Source organism: Pseudomonas sp. B21-051, assembly GCF_024748795.1.
GTDB classification, from domain to species: domain Bacteria; phylum Pseudomonadota; class Gammaproteobacteria; order Pseudomonadales; family Pseudomonadaceae; genus Aquipseudomonas; species Aquipseudomonas putida_A.
The window spans coordinates 2,417,382-2,438,339 of sequence record NZ_CP087166.1; the positions used below are offsets into that span (position 1 = coordinate 2,417,382).

Here is a 20,958-nt window from a genome sequence, read left to right on the forward strand (position 1 = left end):
ATTTATTAACGTCCGTCGTGCAGGCGTACGTTCAATTCATCGACCATCACCGCTTCTTCGCCGTCGGCACGCAGCCACTCCTTCAGAAGTTGCGCCTGTTGCGGTGTCCAGAACTCGGCATCGATCAACTTGGTGTTGGCATCCAGCGGATGCGCTTCGATGAAATCGTCGATTGCCCCGTTTTCCGATGGCAGGCCCAGTTGGTCGAACAGGGTTTTCAGATCATATGCAGGCAGTTCCATCGTGTACTCCTTTTTGCGTGTGCCGGAATGGCGCTGTCGCTCGCTCTTTATCTGAGGCAGCCGTTGGACAAGAGTTCGATTCGTGATTCAAGTGAGCGGGCGAGGGCGCACGCTTCGTTATGGTCTTCGCGGAAACCTCTTACACGACCAGTGGAAGATTCCTTGATATGAAAGAACGCGTTACCCGCCGGAACGACCTGAAATCGCGGTCTGTGATTGCCTGCTCCGTGCTCCGCAAGTTCAGCCAGATCGGTGCCTTGCAGCACGAACGGCGTGTCGATGACTGGTTTGGAAGGCTGGGCAAAGTGAGTCAGAGTGCACATATGAAGTCCTTTTCATGAGATAGCCGACGGTTACAGGTCGGTTCGGGTAGTCGGAAGGAGCATCGCTGCTCTAGAATCGCCAGTGTCTGCTGGCGACAGGTGCCTATCTAAAGCAATTTTTTACCGGCGATATGTCGGAAAAGGGCTTTTTTTCGTCAGTTTTTTCCCTAAAGTTTGTAGTCCGTCTTCGTTGCGCTTCAATGAAGATTTTTCCTTCAAGGTTTGGCGAACGTCGAGGCAAGTTTCTCGCCTGACTTTCCAGTAGTCTTGCGAACCCTTGATGAATGGGCGTTCTGCTTGTTTCAGGTTTACTGAAGTCGTTCGGTAACAGCATCGGCCTGGCCGTTTTTTTGCCGTGCGCGTTTTGGCGCAGGGTACTTTTCAGATGTGGGGATGTTTCTTTGGCAGTCAGTAATCTCGATATGCATGCTTTGTTCGTGTTGGGTGATTTGCGTGCAAAGCTGGTCAAGCTGTTTCAATCGCGTTTTGTTTACATCACCGAACAGAACGCCGAAGGCATTTACGTGGCCGAGATCGATACCGAAAGTGCATTGGTGGTCGATGACAAACCGGGGCTCAAGCTCAAGGTCGGCGATCATTTCAGCGCGGCCGTGCTGCCCAGCCGTGAAGGCGGCAAGATGGACATCCGCTTTCGCGAAATCAAACTGACGGTGTACGGCCTGGGCGATTACGCCTTTGTCGATACAGCGGATGGTCACGCGATCCTGTTCAAGGAAGGCCACAGCGTGGTGACGGTGTTTGCCGCGCAGCAGCAACTGCAGGAAGGCCTGACCAAGACCCTGAAAGCCGTTACCGGTAAAGCGGCGAAGTGGCGCAAGGGCGAACTGATCACGTTCAAGGCCAGCGAGTGATCGGTGGTGTGAGTCGCGCCGACTTCCATTCGCAAAACCTTGACCGTGCGCGTGAGGAGGCCTTGCGCCTGTTCAACGCCAAAGCCGAATTGCAGGGCGCGTGGCTGAACTGGGTGGCAGCGCAGATCTACACCTTGCGGCCTGCGGAATACGCCAGCATGGTCAGACGCGAGCTGCAAAGCTTGCAGGAAAAGTCTGAAACGTAACCTCGTCGGGATTGGCCCCCGGAAAAAGCAGGAACCTCGGCTACAGTCAGTTGACTGAGTATTCAGAGGCTTGCGGTCTTCTGCCAGGCCATCCTGCTATTGCTGTGAACAGCACGAGGTGCAAAAGCATGAAAGGATTTCGACGGTTACTGGCCGCCAGCGTGGTCACGTTCGGTGTGCTGACATCGGCGCAACCGGTGACGGCGGCGCAAACGCCCATCCATTTTGCCGACCTGAACTGGGAAAGCGGCAGCCTCATCACCGATGTTCTGCGGATTATCGTCGAGAAAGGTTATGGCCTGCCGACCGATACGCTGCCCGGTACCACCATCACTCTGGAAACCGCGCTGGCCAACAATGACATTCAGGTCATTGGCGAAGAGTGGGCCGGGCGCAGTCCGGTGTGGGTCAAGGCGGAGGCGGAGGGCAAAGTCGTCAGTCTTGGCGATACGGTCAAGGGTGCCACTGAAGGTTGGTGGGTGCCGGAGTACGTGATCAAGGGTGACCCGGCCAAGGGCATCAAGCCGCTGGCGCCGGACTTGCGCAGTGTCAGTGATTTGAAGAAATACAAGGACGTGTTCAAGGACCCGGAAAACCCGAGCAAGGGTCGGTTCCTCAACAGCCCGATCGGCTGGACTTCGGAAGTGGTGAACAAACAGAAACTGACCGCTTACGGCCTGCAGGACGATTACACCAATTTCCGCAGTGGCTCGGGCGCGGCGCTGGATGCCGAAATCAGCTCTTCGATCCGTCGGGGCAAACCGGTGCTGTTCTATTACTGGTCGCCGACGCCGTTGCTGGGCAAATTCAAACTGGTGCAGCTGGAAGAGCCACCGTTCGATGCCGAAGCTTGGAAGACCCTGACCGATGCCGATAACCCCAATCCGAAACCGACCCGTTCGCTGGCATCGAAGCTGTCGATCGGGGTGTCTACGCCGTTCCAGACACAGTATCCGCAGATCGCGGATTTCTTCAGCAAGGTGGATTTCCCGATCGAACCTCTGAACAAAGCGTTGGCCGAGATGAGCGAGAAGCACACCGCGCCACGCCAGGCAGCGGAATCGTTCATGAAGGCGCATCCAGAGGTGTGGCAGGCGTGGGTGCCGAAGGATGTGGCGGAGAAGGTCTCCGCCAGTTTGTAATCGCTCTCTGTAGGAGCTGCCGCAGGCTGCGATCTTTTGATCTTGATCTTAAAAAGTCAAAGTCAAAAGATCGTCCGATCGCGGCCCGAGCCTGCGGCAGCTCCTACAAGGCATCGGGTTGAGTTCAGAACCTGGTTTGCACCGCCAATTCAAAGGTGCGCGGCGTACCCAGATAGTAAGCCGGCGAAACATGCGCAAACTCGGCATACACCTCGTTGGTCAGGTTACGCACCCGGCCGGTGACGGTGGTGTGCGAGTCGACCTTGAAGCTGAGGAAACTGCCGAACAGCGTGTACGACGGCACGGTCATGGTGTTCGCCGTGTCCGCATATACCGATGCCACATACCGCGCATCGACCCCACCTTGCCATTGCGGCGAAAAATCGTAAGTCAGCCATAGATTGCCGACCCGATCCGGGACGTTGGTCGGTGTGTTGCCCTTGCGTGAAACCACTACGCCGGCGGCGTTCTTTTCGGTGAAGTCATCGTACTGCGCATCGACCCAGGCGAAGTTGCCTTCGGCCAACAGCTTGTCGGTAATCCGCAGGGAGCTGGCGATCTCGATGCCCTTTGAGGTTTGCTGACCTACCGGGATGCTGCTGGTCGGGTCCAGCGGATCAGTCACGGCGAAGTCCTTGCGCTCGATGGTGTAGGCGGCAACCGTCGCCGAGCCACGGCCATTCAGGTAGTCGAACTTGCTGCCGATTTCCCACTGCTTGCCGGTTGAAACATCGAAGTCCTGCGTGCCGTTCGGTTGTTCAGCGGCGGTGCTGTATTGCACGTAGACGTTGGCCGATGGAATGAACTGGTAGGTCAGGCCGACGCGCCCGGTGACCGGCTCCCAGCTGCGCTTGAGGTGCTTCGGATTGGCGGCCGTCACGGTGCGATGGTTGGTCACGTCGAGGTCGATATCGTCGTAACGCAGGCCAGTGAGCAACGCCAGTTTGTCGGTCAGTGCCAGGCGGTTTTCCACGAACAGCGCCTTGGTGGTGACCTCGTTGGTCTTGTCGCTGATCAGTGCCGGGTTGGTGCCGGGAATGTCGTAGAAATGCCCCGGACGGTAGTTGTTCGGATCGACCGTGCTCGCGCCTTTGATATTCAGCGGAGAGTTGGTGGTCTGGTTGACCTTGTACTCGAAACCGCCGGACCAGGTGGTGTCGAGGCCGAACAGGGTATTGTCGTGGCGCAGTTCGAACTGGTTGCCGTTCTGCTCACCCTGATGCCGCACTTGATAGGCGGTGGAGCGGTTCACCGCGGTGTTGTCGGCGTTGTATTGATAGGTTTCGAGGTTGCGGTAGTCACGTTGGCTGTCGAGGTGATACAGCGTATTGCGCAGGGTGGTGCTGTCGTTGATCCGGTAATCGATGATCGAGCGCACCCAGATCGTGCGCTGTTCGTAGCGCCCGTCCTCGACGTTGTAGTTGTTGAAGCGGTTGTGTTTGTCGATCTTCAACTCGCCGGCCTTGGGGTTGAGTACCGGCGTGCCCCAGTACGGGCTGTCTTCGTGTTCGTCCTGATATTCCAGGGCCAGGGTGTGCGACAGATCCGGCGTGAGGTCGCTGAGCAACGAGAACGCCACGCTCCAGGCATCGCGTTGCTGGCGGTCGATGTAGCCGTTGCTGGTGTTGTGACTGACGTCGAGCCGCGCGTAGTGCTGCACGTCGGCGCTCGGGTCGGTCAGCGCGTGGTTGAGGCCGAACGCGGTTTCGGTGGTGTCGTAGCTGCCGTAGCTGACGCGACCTTCGGCGGCTTGTTCGTCGCGGGTCGCCAGTTTGGTCACGTAGTTCAACGAGCCGCCGACCGAGCCTGCGCCGTTGATCAGCGATGACGGGCCGCCCACCAGTTCGACTCGATCATAGATCCATGAATCCACCGGTCGGGCGAGGCCGCCGGAGACGGTGACGCCGTTGAACATCTGGGTGATCTGGCTGCTGGTGAAACCGCGATAGGAGACGAATCCGCCAAAGCCTGGCGGCGCGCTGGCATTGACCCCGGGCAGGGTGTTGGCGGCGTCCTGGAAGTTCTGTGCGCCGTGGCGTTCGATGTCGTTGCGATTGGCCACGGCCACCGAGGCCGGTGTGTCGCGCACGCTAAGGCCGAGACGCGAAGCCATGCCGCTGGATTGATCGAGGCTCAGGCCCGGTTCGCTGGTGGATTCGCCGTCGATGGTGATCGGCGCCAGATCCACGGTGGATTGCGCCCAGGCGTTAATGGACAGGCAGCCGCACAGGCTCGCCAGCAGAGGAATATGTTTCATCGTTGAATCCTGAATGCTTGTCTGGGAATCAGCGCACAGGCAAACGCCGCGCGTTGGCGCAGTGGGCTGACAAATCAAAAAGGCAAAGACACTCAGGCGAGCGGCGGGGCGCGAGGGTTGGCCGAAGGCCAGGTGAAGCGGGCAGGGAGGTCGGCACTGACGATGGGCGCCAGTGGCGGGCTGTGTTGCTCGGGCAGAACCGCGAGGGTCAGGCTGGAGTTGAACGCCGGGCCCATACCGCCGCCGACCGAGCACAGCGGGCAGCCGAACGCCTTGGACAGGGTCGGCAGTTGTTCTTCGCCGGGATTGCTGCTCTGCGGCGCTTGAGTGGCCGGGTCGACCGTACAGAACTGGCCGCCGATGCCGTTGAGCTGCATCCCGACCATTTGCCCGTGACCGATGCTGCAGGCGAACACGTTGAACAGGACGCAGCAATAAAGCATCCAGGCCAGCAGTGAGCGATCGGAACGGGTGAATTTCATGGGGCGGCACTTTACCGTACCGCTGATCGGTCGTGCACTTCAAAAAATGCCGGCTAGGATGTTTTGTTCAAATCCCTCGAAAGGATTCTTGACCATGACCTTTGTGTTGGCTCAATGGCTGGTGACGATATTTGCGGCAATCGCCCTGGTACACGTGTATTGGGCGCTGGGTGGGCAATGGGCGGCGGTGGCGGCGGTACCGCAAGTGCCGGTGCGAGGACTGGTGGCGACGGTGCGACCAGCGTTCAATCCGTCAGGCTGGATCACTTTGTTGGTGGCGGCGGCATTATTGGTGATCGCCGCGCTGGTGTGCATGCGCGTCGGCTGGGGCATGCCGGCGGTGCATCACAAGGCGTTGCAATGGGTGATCAGCGCGATTGCGTTGTTGATGTTTGCCCGGGCGATCGGCGATTCGAATCTGGTGGGGTTTTTCAAGGAAGTGAAGGGGTCGCGGTTTGCGCGACTGGATACCTGGGTGTATTCGCCGTTGTGTCTGGTGTTGGGGGCGGGGTTGTTGGCAGTGGCTTGGGTTTAGAAGAGCAAGATCAAAAGATCGCCGCCTTCGGCAGCTCCTACAGGGGATTGCATGCCAATGTAGGAGCTGCCGAAGGCTGCGATCTTTTAAGGGTCAGCTACCACTCTCGGTCCTGCGGCTACTCACCTCCGCCGGCACATCATCCCCGGCCATGCGCTTGCGGAACAACGCCGCCCGCGCCAGCAGCAGGGTGGTCACCGGTACGGTGATCGCCAACAGAATCGGAATCAGCCAGGCATGCATCACCGGCCCGGACTTGAGTGCCGAGAAACAGATGATCGACGCCAGTGCCACGCACCACGCGCCCAGCGTCGAGGCCAGCGCCGGCGGGTGCATGCGCTGGAAGTAATCCTTCATGCGCAGCAATCCGGTCGCGCCAATCAGCGCAAACACCCCGCTGAGCACCAGCAGGATCGCCACCGGAATCTCCACCCACAATGACAATTCAGCAGTCATTCGATCACCTCGCCACGCAGCAGGAATTTCGCCAGGGCAAACGAGCCGACGAAGCCGAACAGCGCGATCAGCAGCGCCGCCTCGAAGTAAGTATCACTGGAATAACGAATGCCCAGCGTAAGCATCATCAACATGGCGACGATGTACAGGTAATCCAGAGCGAGTACCCGATCCTGTGCCGACGGTCCCTTGAACAGGCGAATCAAGGTCAGGACCATTGCCAGCGAGAACAGGAACAGCGTCAGCAGAATCGCATTCGACAGCAGCGGACTCATTCGAAAATCTCCATCAACGGCTGCTCGTAGGCAGTCTTGAAGTGGTGGATGAAGTGCGCCTCGTCATCCAGATCCCAAACGTGCAGCAGCAGGATGCTGCGATCCAGCGCCAGCTCCGACCAAACGGTGCCGGGCACCACGGTGCAGATCATCGCCAGCGCCGCCAGACCGTTGGCGTCGCGCAGGTCCAGCGGCACTTTCACGAAGCCTGAGCGCGGCGGCCGGCGACCGGCGTTGAGCACGCCCCAGGCGACGATCAGATTGGAGAGGATCACGTCACGGCCGACCATCAGGAACAGGCGCAGGATGGTCAGCGGCCGGCGGATGCGCACCTGTTTCGGACGCAGCTTGCGCATCATCAACGGTGCGGCGAAACCGAGGATTGCGCCGAGCAGCAGGTTGCCCGGGCTGACTGACAGGTTCAGCGTCAGCCACAAAACCCACAACGCCAGTGACAGCAACGGTGCCGGAAATACGCGCTTCATGGTTGCACCTCCAGCATCGCCGCTTTGGCTTCAGGGCTTGGCACGGCGCGGGTGCCGAGCACCGCCATCACGTATTGCTGCGGGTTGTTCAGCGCGTCGGCGGTGGCCTCGGTGTAACGCAACAGCGGTTCGGCCTTGAAGGTCAGCGCGATGCTCAACCCCAGCAACAGGAAGATCGGCGCACATTCAAGCTTGCGCAGCAGCGGCGACGGGCGCTCCTCGGGCGTCCAGAAACGCTGGATGCCCATACGCGCAAATGCCATCAACGAGGCCAGTCCGGACAGGATCAGCAGCGCCAGCAGCGCCCAGGCCGCGTTGGAGATCGGCGCCTCGCCGCCCAGCCCCAGCGGATTGAGCAGCGCACCGATCAGGTTGAGCTTGCCGATGAACCCGGACAGCGGCGGCATGCCGATGATCAATAGCGCGCAGGCAATGAAACTCAAGCCGAGAAACGCCATGGTCCACGGAATCACCTGACCGACCACGGCTTTCTGCTCGTCATCGAGGTTGATGCCTTTGGGCGGCTGCAGGGATTCCTGCGGACGCGGCAGCAACTCGCTTTCATCCTCCAGCGGGATTTCGTTGGCCGAACGCGAACGCTCGATCAACTCCGCCAACAGGAACAGCGCGCTCAGTGCAAGGGTCGAGCTGACCAGATAGAACAGCGCCGCCCCGATCAGGTTCGGCTGAGCGAAACCCACCGCCGACAGCAGAATCCCGGCCGACACCAGAATGCTCAGGCTGGCCATGCGCTCCAGACGTTGTGCAGCCAGAATCGCCAGCGCCGCGCAGGCGATGGTCGCCATGCCGCCGTAGATCAGCCAGTCGCCACCGAAAAACGCCGACGCCCCGGCCTGGCCGGAGAACAGCAGCGTCCACAGGCGCAGCAAGGTATAAACGCCGACCTTGGTCATGATCGCGAACATCGCCGCCACCGGTGCACTGGCCGAGGAGTAGGCCGGCACCAGCCAGAAGTTCAGCGGCCACATGCCGGCCTTGGCCAGAAACGCCACCGCAAGAATCCCCGCGCCGGCGTGCAGCAAGCCACGGTCGGCTTCCGGAACCAGCGGAATTTTCAGCGCCAGATCGGCCATGTTCAGGGTGCCGGTGACGCCATAGATCAGCGCCGCGCCAATCAGGAACAGCGACGAGGCCAGCAGATTGATCGAGATGTAATGCAGCCCCGACGACACCCGCGCCCGACCCGAACCGTGCAGCAACAGGCCATAAGAGGCGGCGAGCAGCACTTCGAAAAACACGAACAGGTTGAACAGGTCGGCGGTGAGGAAGGCGCCATACAGGCCCATCAGCTGAATCTGGAACAGCGCGTGGAAGCTCGACCCCGCGCCGTCCCAGCGCGCCATGGCGAACAGCAGAGCGCTGACGCCGATGATCCCGGTCAGTACCAGCATCAAAGCCGACAGGCGATCGACCACCAGCACAATGCCGAACGGCGCCTGCCAGTTGCCCGGCAGGTACACACCAATGGACCCAGGCACGCCGGTGGTTTGCGTCCACTGCAGCAGCATCACCGAAATGAACAGGCCGACGAGACTGGAGAACAGATTGATTTTCGCCTTCAGCGGCCGGTGCTTTTCGCCGAGCATCAACATGATGGCGGCGGTCAGCAGCGGCAGCAGGATCGGTGCGGCGATCAGGTGAGTCATCGCCATCATTCCTTGGGCTCCCGGCCGTCGACGTGGTCAGTACCTGTCAGGCCCCGCGACGCGAGCAACACCACCAGGAACAGCGCGGTCATGGCGAAGCTGATGACGATCGCCGTCAGCACCAGCGCCTGCGGCAGCGGATCGGTGTAGTGCAGCAAGTCCTGGGTCACGCCGTCCTTGATCACCGGCTCCTTACCGATGAACAGGCTGCCCATGCTGAAGATGAACAGGTTGACCGCGTAGGACAGCAGGCACAGGCCCATGACCACCTGAAATGTCCGTGGCCGCAGCACCAGCCAGACCCCGGAGGCGGCGAGCACGCCGATGGCGATTGCGATGACTTCTTCCATCAGACGGCTCCTTTGCTGGCGACGGCCTTGGGCAGCGACGCGGTCTTGTGACCACGCACCGATTGGTGGGCGAGGGCGGTGAGGATCAGCAGCGTCGAGCCGACCACCACGGCGTACACGCCGATATCGAAGAACAGCGCGCTGGCGATATGGATCTCGCCCAGCAGCGGTAAGGCGAAATGCCAGGTGTGGGTGGTCAGGAACGGATAACCGACCGCCATCGCCCCGAGACCGGTGGCGGTGGCGAACAGCAGGCCAGTGCCCATCCAGCGCAACGGGCGCAGGCTCATTTGCGCCTCGACCCACTGCGTACCGGCGACCATGTATTGCAGGATGAACGCCACCGACATCACCAGTCCGGCGACGAAACCGCCGCCCGGCTGGTTGTGACCGCGCATGAACAGGTAGAACGACACCACCAGCGCAATCGGCAGCAGCAGGCGCACCAGCACCGCCGGCACCATCATGAAGCCCAGCGCGGTGTCGCTGGCGCTGCGCGGGTTGACCAGATCGGTGACCACGTCCGGCGCGAGCAGGCGTTGCTGAGCTGGCAGTTGCAGGCTTTCTTTCGGTGGGCGGAAGCGTCGCAGCAGGGCGAACACGGTGAGCGCCACGGCCACCAGCACGGTGATTTCACCTAGGGTGTCGAAGCCGCGGAAGTCCACCAGCATCACGTTGACCACGTTGCTGCCACCGCCCTCGGGCATGGCGCGGCTGAGGTAGAACGAGGAAATGTCGTTGGGCGTCTGCCGCGTCAGCATCGCGTAGGACAGCAGCGCCATGCCGGCACCGACGGCAATCGACAGCAGCAAGTCGCGCAAGCGGCGCACCCGGGCCTTGCGCAGGCTCGACGGCAGTGGCGAGACTTCTTCGATGCGTCGCGGCAGCCAGCGCAGGCCGAGCAGGATCAGCACCGTGGTCACCACTTCCACCGCCAGTTGCGTCAGCGCCAGATCCGGTGCCGAGAACCAGACGAAGGTTACACACGTCATCAGTCCGCAGACGCTGACCATGGTCAGGGCAGCAAGACGGTGATACTTGGCCTGCCAGGCGGCGCCGAGGGCACAGGCAATCGCCAGCAGCCACAGGGTGACGAACACGATCGAACCCGGAATCTTCGGCCGGTCGCCCCAGCTCAGGCTGCTGTGCAACATCGGGATCAGGCCGGCGAGCACTGCCGCCAGGACCATCAGGAACAGTTGCATCTGCAGGCGGCGGGTGCCGAGGCGGCGTTCGACCCGACGGGCCATGCGCATCATCAGCACCAGACTGCGCTCGAACAGGCGCTTGCCGTTGAAGCGGCCCACCAGCGGCGGGTATTTGAAGCGGCCCCGCTTGAGCTGATTGCGCAGCAGCAGATAGACCACGATGCCGCCGGACATGGCGATCAGGCTCATGATCATCGGCGCGTTCAGACCGTGCCAGATCGCCAGGCTATATTCGGGCAAGGTTCCGCCCACCACCGGCAGAGCGGCTGCCGCGAGCAGCGGGCCGACCACTTGGGCCGGGAAGATCCCGACGACCAGACAGGTGAACACCAGCAGCTCGACCGGTGCACGCATCCAGCGCGGCGGTTCGTGCGGGGTGTGCGGCAGATCGGTAGCGGTCGGGCCAAAGAACACGTCGACGGTAAAGCGCAGCGAGTAGGCGACGCTGAAGGCACCGGCAATGGTCGCGACAATCGGCAGCGCCGCTTCGACCCACGCGGTGGCGTTGATGAACACGGTTTCGGCGAAGAACATTTCTTTCGACAGGAAACCGTTGAGCAACGGCACGCCAGCCATCGACGCACTGGCGACCATGGCCAATGTGGCAGTGAACGGAATCAGTTTGATCAGGCCGCTGAGTTTGCGGATGTCACGGGTACCGCTCTCATGGTCGATGATCCCGGCGGCCATGAACAGCGAAGCCTTGAAGGTCGCGTGGTTGAGAATGTGGAACACCGCGGCGACGGCTGCCAGCGGACTGTTCAGACCCAGCAGCAAGGTGATCAGGCCCAGATGGCTGATGGTCGAGTAGGCCAGCAGTCCCTTGAGGTCGTTCTGGAACATTGCGCAGTAGGCGCCGAGCAATAACGTACACGCACCGGCGCCGCTGACGATGTAGAACCATTCTTCACTGCCGGACAGCGACGGCCACAGGCGCGCAAGCAGGAACACCCCGGCCTTGACCATGGTCGCCGAGTGCAGATAAGCCGAAACCGGAGTGGGCGCCGCCATGGCGTGCGGTAGCCAGAAATGGAAGGGGAACTGGGCGCTTTTGCTGAGGGCGCCGATGAGGATGAGGGGAAGCAGGATAGGGTAGAGGGCATGTGCGCGAATCTGATCGCCGGCGGCCAGGACCTTGTCCAGGTCATAGCTGCCGACGACATGGCCGAGGATCATGACCCCCGCCAGCAGGCACAATCCCCCCGCACCGGTGACCATCAGCGCCATATAAGCGCCACGCCGGGCATCGGAGCGGTGGTGCCAGTAGCCGATCAACAGGAACGAGAAGAGGCTGGTCAGCTCCCAGAAGAACACGATCTGGATCAGGTTGCCGGAGATCACCAGCCCGAGCATGGCGCCCATGAACGCCAGGAAAAAGGCGAAGAAGCGCGGCACCGGATCGTCCGGCGACATGTAATAACGCGCATATAAAGAGACCAGAGCGCCGATGCCCAGCACCAGCAGCGAGAACAGCCAGGCGAAACCGTCCATGCGCAGGACGAAGTTCAAACCGAGGCTGGGCAGCCACATGAATTCTTCGCGGATCACCCCGCCGTGGGCGATTTGCGGGTACAACAGCGCGACCTGCACGGTGCCGATCAGAGCGACCAGACCTGCCAACAGGGATTCGGTATTACGCGCGTTGTGTGGCAGCACCGCTGCCAGACAGCTGCCAATGAATGGCAGAAGCAGTAGAACTATCAGGGACATAGGCTTCTAATCTGCGGAAGTTTGTGAAGCATCATACGTGCCAGCTCCCTGATTACCAAACGCCAGGATGTCTCAGAATCCTACAAAGTAGTCTGAAAAAATTGGTTTGGCTTTGTTTCAAGGGCGAAAAGATCGCAGCCTGCGGTGTAGCTCCTACAGGGATATGCATTCCGTGTAGGAGCTGCCGCAGGCTGCGATCTTTTGATCTTCGCTTTCAATTACCGCTGTCGTTCTCCAGGGCACCTTCAACTGCTTCGTCAACCTTACCCTTGGTCTTCAACTCGCTGACAATCACCGCCGCCACAATCAACCCCGCGCCAACCAAGGCAATTGCCGGCAGACGCTCCCCGGCAATCCGCCCGACGATGCCGGCCCACACCGGTTCACCGGCATAGATCAAGGTTGCCCGGGTCGGCGAAACACTCTTCTGCGCCCAGTTCATCGCCACCTGAATCGCCGCACTCGCCGCGCCGAGTCCCAGTGCGGTCACCAGCAGCGTCCAGGAAAAATCCGGAAGCGCTTCACCGGTTGGCACCACCAGCAGGAACGACAGCACCGACGTCATCGCCAATTGCACCACGGTCACCCGGCGCACATCGACCTGACCGGCATAAGTGCTGATCAGAATGATCTCGGCAGCAATCGCGATGGCACTGATCAGGGTGGCAATCTCCCCTGGGCTGAAATTCAGCGAAGCGCCGGACGGCCCGGACAGCAGCATCAACCCGGTAAACGCCAGCATGATGCCGATGCTTGGCATCAACCCCGGACGACGGCCCAGCACCAGCCATTGCAGCAACGGCACGAAGGGCACGTACAGCGCGGTGATGAATGCCGACTGGCTGCTTGGAATGCTTTGCAGGCCAACCGTCTGCAAGCCGTAACCAAGCATGATCGCCACGCCGATGAAGGCGCCGGCCTTGAGCTCGAACAGGGTCAATTCACGCAAGTGACGCCAGGAGAACAGCGCAACAATGGCGGCCGCAGCGGCAAAGCGCAGGCCGACAAATAACATCGGGCCGCTGACGGTCATGGCGTGTTGCACCAGCAGGAACGTGCCGCCCCAGACCATAGTGATCAGCACCAGCACGCACTCGGCCTTGCTGAAGCGGGAGAAGCGAAGAGGCGTGGGGGAGTTGTTCACTGACGTCATGACCTTGCGCACTATAAAAGGCAGGACGCACAATGCGCCCAACGTTGCGCAGTATACTGCCCAACCCCACCGAGTGAGCAATATAGTGCACAAAGATTCCAGCCAACGGGCGTCCGTCCTGCAACACGTCAGTCACAACGTTCGGCGTCTGCGCCACGCTGCCGACATGAGCCAGACTGCGCTGGCGGAAAAGTCCGGCGTCAGTCGGCGCATGCTGGTGGCGATCGAGGCCGGGGAAAAGAATGTCAGTCTGACCACCCTCGACCGCGTCGCTGAAGCGCTCGACGTGGCTTTCAGCGACCTGATCCAGGCCCCCGACGCACGCGATACCAGCCGCATCAACGAGGTGGCCTGGGCCGGAGTCATTCCGGGGAGCAAAGCGGTGCTGTTGTCCAAGGCCACCGCCACCCGTGAGGTCGAGCAGTGGGAATGGTGCCTGCAACCGGGTGAGGTCTATCCGTCGCAACCGGATGCCGATGGCTGGAGCGAACAGATCTATGTGTTTGAAGGTTGCCTGACGTTAACGGTGGGTGAAGTAACCAATAATATTGCGCCCGGCGAGTTTTTCATGTTTGCCAGCAACCAGCCGCACGGCTATCGCAATGACGGTCCGGTAGCGGTGCGCTTTGTGCGCAATGTGGTGATTTGATTATTTCCAGCCGTTCGTCGGGAATGCGTATCGACCTGTAATTTCTGACAGTAGACCGATCCCGGTGGCTGAGTTGAGATGGCGCTTATCAGAGCAACTGATTGACAGCCTCTGAAAACGCTCGCATCTCATCGCGATGATGCGGCCTCATTAAAAGCTACCGAAGGTGAATTCAAATGACTGCGCTCGCTGCTTTGCAAATCGAAGAGGCTAAAGATGAGGTAATCAAGTTAACTGACGTTCCTCCGGATGGAGCGACAGCGCTTATTCCGGAACCCTTAAGTTCTGATCCCGAAGATACGATTTCCATTTTTATTTCGGATTTTCTGGTCGTGGATAACGTGCGTTTAGGTGATTTGGATGAAGGATTCTATCGGCACAATATAGAGAAGGAGCACCTACTGCAGCACTCGGGGCCAGCCAGAGTTTTCCGCTACATCATATTTACCTATGCGGGGAACCCATCCGAATCTGACATCATAAAGTACACCATTCAGCATTCATGAGCATTTAGCCGACCACAACAAATGCTCGCCAGCCTTTGCCGGTCGAGCATTTGTTGAATGAGCCGCTGAAATAACCGGATTGCCTTCCCTCCTCACGTTTTATGTCTACCTGTTCATTCGTCAAAACCGTAATCTGGTGTGATCGATCAGGCAGAGCAGAGAGTGGCATGGGCGGACCTACTGACGCACCGGTGGATTGTGTACCCCTTCAAACAGACATCCTGATCATCGGCGGTGGCCTCAGCGGCACGATGCTGGCCGTGCAGTTATTGCGACTGCCCGGCCAACGCAAGATCCTGGTCATTGAGCCACGCGCCGAACTCGGCCGTGGCGAAGCCTACAGCGCCGTCGAGCTTGGCCACACGCTCAACGGCAATGCGGCGCGCATGAGTGTCGACCCGGACAACCCCGATGACCTGACTCAATGGCTGACCGCGTACATCGCTGCCGGTGGCTGGCCGGAATCTGCCGAGCAGAATGTGCCGGTCAGTGAGCTGTTCCCGCCACGCGGATTGTTTGGCGTGTATGTACAGCAGCGTCTGGCCGAAGCGCGGGTCGTTGGTGCGCAGCACGGTTCGACCGTCGAGCACATCTGCGCCGAAGTCGTCGATCTGCAAAGCGAGGCCGATTCGGTGCAACTGAGTTTGAGCAATGGACAGACTCTGCGCGGCGCCTATACCGTGCTCGCCACGGGCATGTTCCCCGCCGCCCGCACGCCGCAGAAGGAGTCCAGCGGCCTGAACGCCGCAGCGCTTGATCCGTGGGATGTTGCGGCCATGCGCCAGCTCGACCCGCAATCGACCGTGCTGATCATCGGCTCCGGCCTGACCATGGTCGATGCGGTGGTTTCGCTGGAACAAGCCGGGCATCGCGGGCCGATCGAAGTGTTTTCCCGTCACGGACTGTTACCCCATGTGCGGCGCCAACCGCCGGCGTGGGTGGATTTTCTTGCGCAAGATCCGAGCATCCGCACACCGCGACAGTTGTTGCGCGAATTGCGCAGGCATTGTCGCGAGGCGATCGCTCAGGGCATTGATTGGCAGGCGCCGCTGGACACGGTGCGGGCGCATATCGGACGGCTGTGGAGTCAGGCGACTGACGTGCAGCGTCGACAATTCGTACGCCATGTGCGGCCGTGGTGGGAGAGTCATCATCACCGGTCACCGCCGTTGAGTGCGACATTGGTGGAGCGCTTGCACCAGGAGGGGCGGTTGCGGATTCAGGCGGCGTCGTTCAAGGGGCTTGAGCCGGCGGTGGGCGAGGGGGTGAGCATTCGTATTCGGCGTCGCGGCGAGGCAGAAACCTGTGTGGTGCATGGCGCAGCGCTGATCAATTCCAGTGGCATCGAGTACGACTGGCGCCGCGTCGCGCGACCGCTGCCGCAGCAGTTGCTGGCGCGCGGGCTGGTGCGTTCGGGGCCGTTGGCGTTGGGGATTGCGGCGGCGGTGGACGGTGCGGTGCTGGATGCTGAAGGGCGGGCCGGCAGCCGATTGTTCGCGATGGGGCCACCGTTGCGCGGGATGTGGTGGGAGAGCACGGCGGTGACGGATGTGGCGTTGCAGGCGAAGGTGCTGGCGGCGCGGCTGGTTGATTGAAGCGGCCCGGCTTGCACAGAACCCTGTAGGAGTGAGCCTGCTCGCGATAGCGGTGGGTCAGTCACCTCATTGCTGAGCGGGCTGACGCTATCGCGAGCAGGCTCACTCCTACAGTAGAACGGGGCAGCTCGGTCATCTGGGCAGTGCATTCATCAGCCAGCGCTGGCGAATCTGCTCCAGGCGCCCGTCGGCGCGCAAGGTTTCCAGCGCCTGTTGCCAGCGTTTGACCTGACCCGGATCGGTCTGCAGCGAAAAGGCGATGTAGGTGTCCTGCTTCATCAGCGACATCTGATACTGCAAGCGTCCCGGTTCCATGCCCTGGGTGCGGGCCAATGCGGCGGTGGACAGGGTGTCGGAGACCACGAAATCGGTCCGGCCCAGGCTGAACAGACGCATCATCTGCTCAGGGGTTTCAACACCGTCGAGGTTTTTCAGGTTTTGCCGTTGCAGGTAGCTGTAGACCAGCCATTTGCGCGGCACGCTGATGCGCCCGGCCTGATCCGCCTGCTGCAGGGTCTTCACCGGCGGCTGGTTGTTGGCATGGGCGTAGAGCGCGGTTTCGACTTCGATCAGCGGCCCGACCCATTGATATCGGTCGTCGCGCTCATCAGTACGCAGGACGGTAAATACGCCGGTGTTGGCTGTTTCGCTGGCGGTGCGCAAGGCACGCAGCAACGGCACCTGTTGCAGGCCGATCCGGTCGCCGGTCTGTTCCGCCAGCGCGCGCACTACGTCCACGCCATAACCCACCAGATGATCGCCTTGCTGGAAATGCAGGGGCGGGTGGTTGTCGGTGAGCAGTTGCAGATCGGCCGCATTGGCCGCGAGGGCCAGGAGTGACAGCAGACACGCGGCAATCCGTTTCATGAAGCGTCCCTGAAAAAATGATCGCGAAGCTTAGTACGGGCAGGGGGTGGCTGTCGTGAGGAATGTGCGGGGCTTTTGCGTCAGAAACCAAGGCGGATTGGCAGAGCCGGCGCACGCAATGGCTGGCGCACAACCTGTGGGAGCGAGCCTGCTCGCGAAAACGGTGGATCAGTCAACATCTGAAGTGGCTGACCTGGCCTATTCGCGAGCAGGCTCGCTCCCACTTTGGTTTTGTTGTGCCTGCATGGGTGGCTGGCACAGGGGGATTCGGTGGCTGGGGGGTTATGCCACCACGCGATAGCACGGCACATACGCCGCGCCGCCCGGCAGTTTCATCCGGTGCTGGGCGACGAAGGCTTTGAGCAGCGCATCGAGCGGTTGCATGATCGCCGCGTCACCACGGATCTGGTACGGCCCGTGTTCTTCGATCAAACGGATGCCCTTGTCCTTGACGTTGCCGGCGACGATCCCCGAGAACGCGCGGCGCAGGTTGGCGGCCAGTTCGTGAGGCGGCTGGTCGCGGTGCAGCTTGAGGTTGGCCATGTTTTCGTGGGTCGGATCGAACGGGCGCTGGAAGCTTTCGTCGATCTTCAGCAGCCAGTTGAAGTGAAACGCGTCGTTGCGCTCGCGGCGGAACTGCTTCACCGCTTTGAGGCCGGCAGTCATCTGCCGGGCGACTTCGGCCGGGTCGTCGATGATGATCTCGTAGTGCTGCTTCGCCGCATCGCCGAGGGTGGCGGTGACAAAGGCATCGAGCTGTTCCAGATACGGCGCGGCATGTTTCGGCCCGGTCAGAATCACCGGGAACGGCAGGCCGGCGTTGTCCGGGTGCATCAGGATGCCCAGCAGGTACAGGAACTCTTCGGCGGTACCGGCGCCACCCGGGAAGATGATGATGCCGTGGCCGACACGCACGAAGGCTTCCAGACGTTTTTCGATGTCCGGCAGGATCACCAGTTCATTGACGATCGGGTTCGGCGCTTCGGCGGCGATGATCCCCGGCTCGGTCAGGCCAAGGTAGCGCCCGCCGTGGATGCGCTGCTTGGCGTGGGCGATGGTCGCGCCCTTCATCGGGCCTTTCATCACGCCGGGGCCGCACCCGGTGCAGATATCGAGGCTGCGCAGGCCCAGTTCGTGGCCGACTTTCTTGGTGTATTTGTATTCTTCGGTGTTGATCGAGTGGCCGCCCCAGCACACGACGATTTTCGGCTCCACGCCGGGGCGCAGGGTGCGCGCGTTGCGCAACAGGTGGAAGACGTAGTCGCTGATGCCTTGCGAGGTGCTGAGGTCGATGCGCTGGCTGTCGAGTTCGTTTTCGGTGTAGACGATGTCACGCAGGGCGCTGAACAGCATCTCGCGGGTGCTGGCAATCATTTCGCCGTCGACGAACGCGTCGGCCGGGGCGTTCAGGAGTTCGAGGCGTACGCCGCGATCCTGCTGATGAATGCGGATTTCGAAGTCCTTGTAGGCTTCGAGGATGGTCTTGGCGTTGTCGACATGCGCGCCGGTATTGAGGATGGCCAGGGCGCACTGGCGGAAGAGGGTGTAGGTGCTGCCGGAGCCGGCTTCGCTCAGTTGCTGAACTTCACGTTGAGAAAGGGTTTCCAGGCTGCCTTTCGGGCTGACCGAGGCGTTGATTACGTGTCGTTGGGTCATGCAATGATCCTTAAAACGATGTCATTCCAATGGCAGGCAAATGGCATCCGAATAGTGTGTATCCATGAATGAAGATGGCACGATCTGCGCTGTACCGCCATGTCCCCGTTGGACGCTGAAAAGTTGAAAAGGGCCCCCAGCATAGCTAAATCGCGCACAGAGGCGATAATGCCCAGCGAGTTTTTTCCCTTGCCCTTTTTATCGCTCAAGGAAGTCATGCCTGATGTTCGAGATCCAGCCGATGGACCCAGCAACGTTTCGCCAGCAGACGCGCCGCAGCACGCTGATCATTGCCGTGCTGTTCCTGGTGCTGGCGATGGCGCTTTCGACGGCGGCGGTGGCGCTGTTCGGCGAGCCCGGCGGCGATAACCTGCGGTTCAATGTCGGCGGGGTGTTCGTGGCTTTCCTGCTGACAGCGGCGCTGATGCGCGGGCAGTTCTGGCAGCAGTCGTGGATGGCACCCGCGGTCTATAGCTGGCGGCTCAAGCGCAGCCTGATGAGCGTGACCAACGTGATGCATCAGGTGACGGCGGCGGTGGAGCAGAACGATCCGACCGCGATGAAGGTGCTGCGTTTCTATCATCTGGGGCTGACCCAGATGCATGAACTGGACGGTAACTCCAGCGATCATGCGCAATTGCACCGTGAAGTCGAAGCGCACAAGGAGCGGATGCAGGCGCTGGGTCTGGAGATCGATCAGAAGCGCCTGGATCCGGCCTGGCTGCAAACCTTGAAACCCGCCGCGCGTTAAAACGGAATACGGTTGGCGCGGCGCAGTTTCCACGCACGGGCCAGGCGCCCGTAGACCAGCAGGTTGATCACCAGCACCACGCTGCCCAGCGCCAACTGGATCTGCGGCGTCAGACCTGCAGGGTAGATGATCGGCCAGATGTAGTGCTCGATGAAGCCGCCAGCGTATTCGGTCTGCCCGGCGGCGTGGCGCATCAGGTTTTCCCAGTAAGTCAGCGGACAGGTCAGGTGCAACACTTCGACCGCCACGCCCCACGCGGCCGCTGGCAAGTGCAGCCACATCAGGCGTGGCCACCTGAGTACCAGCAGCCCGCCGAACAGCACGAACAGAATGAATGACAGATGGAACAGCACCAGCCCGTCGGCTGCGATTCGGTACAGCATGTTGTCTCCCTGACGCGGTTGTGAAGGCCTCCATGGTACGCCGACAGCAGACCCGGGGCGCGGCGATTTAGCGCAAGTGCGCAAGATTGTTCAAGCCGCCAAGGGGCATTTGCTGGCAGAGTCTGCGACCGTTTCCTCGGTTGAAGAGCGTTATGTCTGACTCACTTATGCCGCGCCGTGCGTTTCTTCGCGGCGCTGCGGCGATCATGCCGTTATCACTGGCGACGGCGCCGTGGGGGCTGCTGGCCGGCTCCATGGCGATCGAAGCCAATCTCACGCCATTACAGGGGCAGGGCCTGTCGAGCATCGTGTTTGCAGGGGCGGCGCAACTGGTGGCGATCGGCATGCTCAAGGGCGGTGCCGGGATTTTCTCGATCCTGTTGACCACGCTGCTGCTGACCTCGCAGCATTTGTTGTACGGGATGAGCATGCGCTCTGTAATCTCGCCGCTGCCCGGGCGCTGGCGCATCGGCCTGGGCTTTTTGCTCACCGATGAACTGTTCGCCCTGACCAGCCAGCATGATCGCCAGCAGTTCAATCGCTGGTACGCCTTGGGCGTTGGTCTGACGTTCTATATCGCCTGGAACCTGTTCACCCTGGCCGGCATTGTCTTGGGCAGCAGCATTCCGGGGCTTGAGCACTTGGGGCTGGACTTCTCGATTGCCGCCACCTTTATCGCGTTGATCACCCCGGTGGTGCGTAACGTACCGACCGTGGTGTGTGTGGCGGTTTCGCTGTTCTGCTCGGTGCTGTTCAGTTATTGGCAGTGGGGCTCGGCACTGGTGTTGTCGGGGCTGGCCGGAATGACCGCAGGATTTGTCTGCAACAAGCTGTACCGGGGGCGCGCATGATGGTCTGGGCAGTGATTTTCGGCATGGGGATTCTGGTGTTCCTCAACCGTTACGTGTTTCTCGAACCGCGTCTGCCGCTGCGTTTGAGCAGCAACGCACGGCAGTTTCTCGGGTTTGCCGTACCGGGAATGCTCACGGCGATCTGCGGGCCGATCGTGTTCATGCCGGACAAACAGCTGAATCTGCAGTGGGATAATCCGTATTTGCTCAGTTCGCTGGTGGCGATCGGGCTGGTGCTGTACACCCGCAATACCTTGCTCAGCATGCTCTTGAGCATGGCGTTTTTCTTTTTGTTGCGTTGGTGGCTGTAAGTTGCCAGGGAAAAACTGTTCTACGC

At 60.8% G+C, this 20,958-nt stretch carries 24 protein-coding genes; 10 read left to right on the top strand and 14 right to left on the bottom strand.

All coding sequences use genetic code 11. The features are described from left to right. Positions 1–5 precede the first annotated feature (5 nt). Together LOY52_RS10850 and LOY52_RS10855 are read right to left on the bottom strand one after the other, a co-directional pair. Positions 6–242, bottom strand: a complete 237-nt coding sequence (locus tag LOY52_RS10850) for a DUF2789 family protein (protein WP_095666879.1) — start codon at positions 240–242, stop codon at positions 6–8. A gap of 47 nt (positions 243–289) precedes the next feature. Beyond that, positions 290–565, bottom strand: a complete 276-nt coding sequence (locus LOY52_RS10855; RefSeq protein ID WP_202368543.1) for a hypothetical protein — start codon at positions 563–565, stop codon at positions 290–292. A 401-nt stretch (positions 566–966) separates the two neighbouring features. Between LOY52_RS10855 and LOY52_RS10860 the strand changes: the two genes are divergently transcribed. From LOY52_RS10860 to LOY52_RS10870, 3 genes are all read left to right on the top strand, one after another. After that, positions 967–1,437 (top strand): hypothetical protein, encoded by a 471-nt coding sequence (locus LOY52_RS10860; RefSeq protein ID WP_309474946.1) that lies wholly within the window; start codon positions 967–969, stop codon positions 1,435–1,437. Between the two features lie 8 nt (positions 1,438–1,445). Further along, on the top strand, positions 1,446–1,643 hold the full coding sequence (locus LOY52_RS10865; RefSeq protein WP_027612962.1) for a hypothetical protein: 198 nt from the start codon (positions 1,446–1,448) through the stop codon (positions 1,641–1,643). 128 nt (positions 1,644–1,771) lie between these two features. Then, positions 1,772–2,785 (top strand): ABC transporter substrate-binding protein, encoded by a 1,014-nt coding sequence (locus LOY52_RS10870; RefSeq protein ID WP_258679450.1) that lies wholly within the window; start codon positions 1,772–1,774, stop codon positions 2,783–2,785. A gap of 124 nt (positions 2,786–2,909) precedes the next feature. On the opposite strand, the gene LOY52_RS10875 is transcribed toward LOY52_RS10870, so the two are convergent. Together LOY52_RS10875 and LOY52_RS10880 are read right to left on the bottom strand one after the other, a co-directional pair. Then, positions 2,910–5,042, bottom strand: coding sequence for a TonB-dependent siderophore receptor (locus LOY52_RS10875; RefSeq protein ID WP_258679451.1), 2,133 nt, complete (start codon positions 5,040–5,042; stop codon positions 2,910–2,912). Positions 5,043–5,134: 92 nt separating this feature from the next. Continuing rightward, complete coding sequence (locus LOY52_RS10880; protein ID WP_258679452.1) at positions 5,135–5,524, bottom strand: DUF2946 domain-containing protein; 390 nt, start codon at positions 5,522–5,524, stop codon at positions 5,135–5,137. Between the two features lie 94 nt (positions 5,525–5,618). Here LOY52_RS10880 and LOY52_RS10885 point away from each other — a divergent pair, with 94 nt between their 5' ends. Next, positions 5,619–6,059 (top strand): DUF3995 domain-containing protein, encoded by a 441-nt coding sequence (locus LOY52_RS10885; RefSeq protein ID WP_258679453.1) that lies wholly within the window; start codon positions 5,619–5,621, stop codon positions 6,057–6,059. Positions 6,060–6,152: 93 nt separating this feature from the next. Here LOY52_RS10885 and LOY52_RS10890 read toward each other — a convergent pair whose 3' ends face one another. The 7 genes from LOY52_RS10890 to LOY52_RS10920 form a co-directional block, all read right to left on the bottom strand. Then, positions 6,153–6,515 (bottom strand): Na+/H+ antiporter subunit G, encoded by a 363-nt coding sequence (locus tag LOY52_RS10890; RefSeq protein WP_095136490.1) that lies wholly within the window; start codon positions 6,513–6,515, stop codon positions 6,153–6,155. Continuing rightward, entirely contained in the window at positions 6,512–6,790 is a 279-nt protein-coding gene (locus tag LOY52_RS10895) for a K+/H+ antiporter subunit F (RefSeq protein WP_003225959.1), read from the bottom strand. Before LOY52_RS10895 ends, LOY52_RS10890 begins: the two co-directional genes overlap by 4 nt. Next, entirely contained in the window at positions 6,787–7,275 is a 489-nt protein-coding gene (locus LOY52_RS10900) for a Na+/H+ antiporter subunit E (protein ID WP_115989518.1), read from the bottom strand. The genes LOY52_RS10895 and LOY52_RS10900 overlap by 4 nt, the downstream gene beginning before the upstream one ends. Beyond that, on the bottom strand, positions 7,272–8,951 hold the full coding sequence (locus LOY52_RS10905; RefSeq protein WP_202368540.1) for a monovalent cation/H+ antiporter subunit D: 1,680 nt from the start codon (positions 8,949–8,951) through the stop codon (positions 7,272–7,274). Before LOY52_RS10905 ends, LOY52_RS10900 begins: the two co-directional genes overlap by 4 nt. Then, complete coding sequence (locus tag LOY52_RS10910) at positions 8,948–9,292, bottom strand: Na+/H+ antiporter subunit C (RefSeq protein ID WP_003225953.1); 345 nt, start codon at positions 9,290–9,292, stop codon at positions 8,948–8,950. Before LOY52_RS10910 ends, LOY52_RS10905 begins: the two co-directional genes overlap by 4 nt. Then, positions 9,292–12,210: a monovalent cation/H+ antiporter subunit A gene (locus LOY52_RS10915; RefSeq protein WP_258679454.1), complete on the bottom strand. Its 2,919-nt coding sequence runs from the start codon at positions 12,208–12,210 to the stop codon at positions 9,292–9,294. Before LOY52_RS10915 ends, LOY52_RS10910 begins: the two co-directional genes overlap by 1 nt. 214 nt (positions 12,211–12,424) lie before the next feature. Then, entirely contained in the window at positions 12,425–13,363 is a 939-nt protein-coding gene (locus tag LOY52_RS10920; RefSeq protein ID WP_258679455.1) for a DMT family transporter, read from the bottom strand. A gap of 85 nt (positions 13,364–13,448) precedes the next feature. Between LOY52_RS10920 and LOY52_RS10925 the strand changes: the two genes are divergently transcribed. From LOY52_RS10925 to LOY52_RS10935, 3 genes are all read left to right on the top strand, one after another. Further along, positions 13,449–14,012: a helix-turn-helix domain-containing protein gene (locus LOY52_RS10925; RefSeq protein WP_258679456.1), complete on the top strand. Its 564-nt coding sequence runs from the start codon at positions 13,449–13,451 to the stop codon at positions 14,010–14,012. Positions 14,013–14,188: 176 nt separating this feature from the next. Then, complete coding sequence (locus LOY52_RS10930; RefSeq protein ID WP_258679457.1) at positions 14,189–14,518, top strand: hypothetical protein; 330 nt, start codon at positions 14,189–14,191, stop codon at positions 14,516–14,518. 167 nt (positions 14,519–14,685) lie between these two features. Next, positions 14,686–16,113 (top strand): FAD/NAD(P)-binding protein, encoded by a 1,428-nt coding sequence (locus LOY52_RS10935; RefSeq protein ID WP_258679458.1) that lies wholly within the window; start codon positions 14,686–14,688, stop codon positions 16,111–16,113. Between the two features lie 132 nt (positions 16,114–16,245). Here LOY52_RS10935 and LOY52_RS10940 read toward each other — a convergent pair whose 3' ends face one another. Together LOY52_RS10940 and ppnN are read right to left on the bottom strand one after the other, a co-directional pair. Beyond that, the gene (locus tag LOY52_RS10940; RefSeq protein WP_258679459.1) at positions 16,246–16,980 is read right to left on the bottom strand and encodes an ABC transporter substrate-binding protein; all 735 of its coding nucleotides are present in this window, start codon (positions 16,978–16,980) and stop codon (positions 16,246–16,248) included. A gap of 282 nt (positions 16,981–17,262) precedes the next feature. Next, positions 17,263–18,636 carry a nucleotide 5'-monophosphate nucleosidase PpnN gene (gene ppnN / locus LOY52_RS10945; RefSeq protein ID WP_027612974.1) on the bottom strand — a complete coding sequence of 458 codons (1,374 nt, stop codon included), beginning with the start codon at positions 18,634–18,636 and terminating at the stop codon, positions 17,263–17,265. A gap of 223 nt (positions 18,637–18,859) precedes the next feature. Here ppnN and LOY52_RS10950 point away from each other — a divergent pair, with 223 nt between their 5' ends. Then, entirely contained in the window at positions 18,860–19,387 is a 528-nt protein-coding gene (locus tag LOY52_RS10950) for a DUF3087 domain-containing protein (protein ID WP_258679460.1), read from the top strand. Here the strand turns inward: LOY52_RS10950 and LOY52_RS10955 are convergent. Continuing rightward, positions 19,384–19,770 (bottom strand): DUF2784 domain-containing protein, encoded by a 387-nt coding sequence (locus LOY52_RS10955; protein WP_258679461.1) that lies wholly within the window; start codon positions 19,768–19,770, stop codon positions 19,384–19,386. The genes LOY52_RS10950 and LOY52_RS10955 overlap by 4 nt on opposite strands. A 152-nt stretch (positions 19,771–19,922) precedes the next feature. On the opposite strand from LOY52_RS10955, the gene LOY52_RS10960 reads away from it, so the two are divergent. Together LOY52_RS10960 and LOY52_RS10965 are read left to right on the top strand one after the other, a co-directional pair. Then, complete coding sequence (locus LOY52_RS10960) at positions 19,923–20,621, top strand: AzlC family ABC transporter permease (RefSeq protein WP_183780536.1); 699 nt, start codon at positions 19,923–19,925, stop codon at positions 20,619–20,621. After that, the gene (locus LOY52_RS10965) at positions 20,621–20,932 is read left to right on the top strand and encodes an AzlD domain-containing protein (RefSeq protein ID WP_166497451.1); all 312 of its coding nucleotides are present in this window, start codon (positions 20,621–20,623) and stop codon (positions 20,930–20,932) included. Before LOY52_RS10960 ends, LOY52_RS10965 begins: the two co-directional genes overlap by 1 nt. The last annotated feature ends 26 nt before the right edge of the window (positions 20,933–20,958 follow it).